This is a genomic window from Salinicoccus jeotgali, from assembly GCF_039538805.1.
Classification (GTDB): domain Bacteria; phylum Bacillota; class Bacilli; order Staphylococcales; family Salinicoccaceae; genus Salinicoccus; species Salinicoccus jeotgali.
In genome coordinates this window covers 1-559 of sequence record NZ_BAABCK010000024.1, presented here as the reverse complement: position 1 = coordinate 559, position 559 = coordinate 1, and the positions used below count along the sequence as shown (strand labels likewise).

The following is a 559-nucleotide window of genomic DNA, read 5'->3' as shown; positions in this document are numbered from 1 at the left end:
GAGCAGATTCTGGATACACTACAATGCCCCAGTGTCTTGCCTTGTCTTTGTTTGTCATGATAAAATAAAGGCACTTAAAACAATGCTTTGTTCGTCATTGAGACTGGTTCCCCAAAGAGCCAGTCTCTTTTTTTGTTTTAATAAGCGCCATATTCCTCCCTCGCATATTTTTTTATTAACGTTTCTATCTGTTCCGATTTTGATATTCCATATTTCTTTTTTATTTTCTCCAGCACTAAATCTTCTTCTGGAAATAATCTCAACGTGATATTTTTCTTCTCTCTTTTCTCTTCAACCTCTTCCATATCCTAAAAAACCTCCTCTCACATATAAAATATCATTTTCATTTGAAAAGGGCAATAATTATTTAAAAAAATGTCACGTGTCACAAGTCACCCATAGGGGGGGTCGTAGTACCCCCCTATGCAGTTCTCCCTTAAATCCCTCATTTTAGCCGAAAAAATAAGACCCATAAAATGGATCTCTTCTTAATTTTATTCCAATTTCCTTTTTGAGTGTGATGCGCTGCGACCTTAAAAATCCTAAGAGCTCTACCAAG

At 36.1% G+C, this 559-nt stretch carries 1 protein-coding gene; it reads right to left on the bottom strand.

The window, feature by feature from the left end; translation table 11 throughout:
- Positions 1–137 precede the first annotated feature (137 nt).
- Positions 138–305, bottom strand: coding sequence for a ribbon-helix-helix domain-containing protein (locus ABD734_RS07685; protein WP_344703103.1), 168 nt, complete (start codon positions 303–305; stop codon positions 138–140).
- Between the last annotated feature and the right edge of the window lie 254 nt (positions 306–559).

Coding starts and splice junctions, on each gene's coding strand:
- ABD734_RS07685 (WP_344703103.1), bottom strand. CDS start 305: ATGGAAGAGGTTGAAGAGAAAAGAGAGAAGAAAAATATCACGTTGAGA.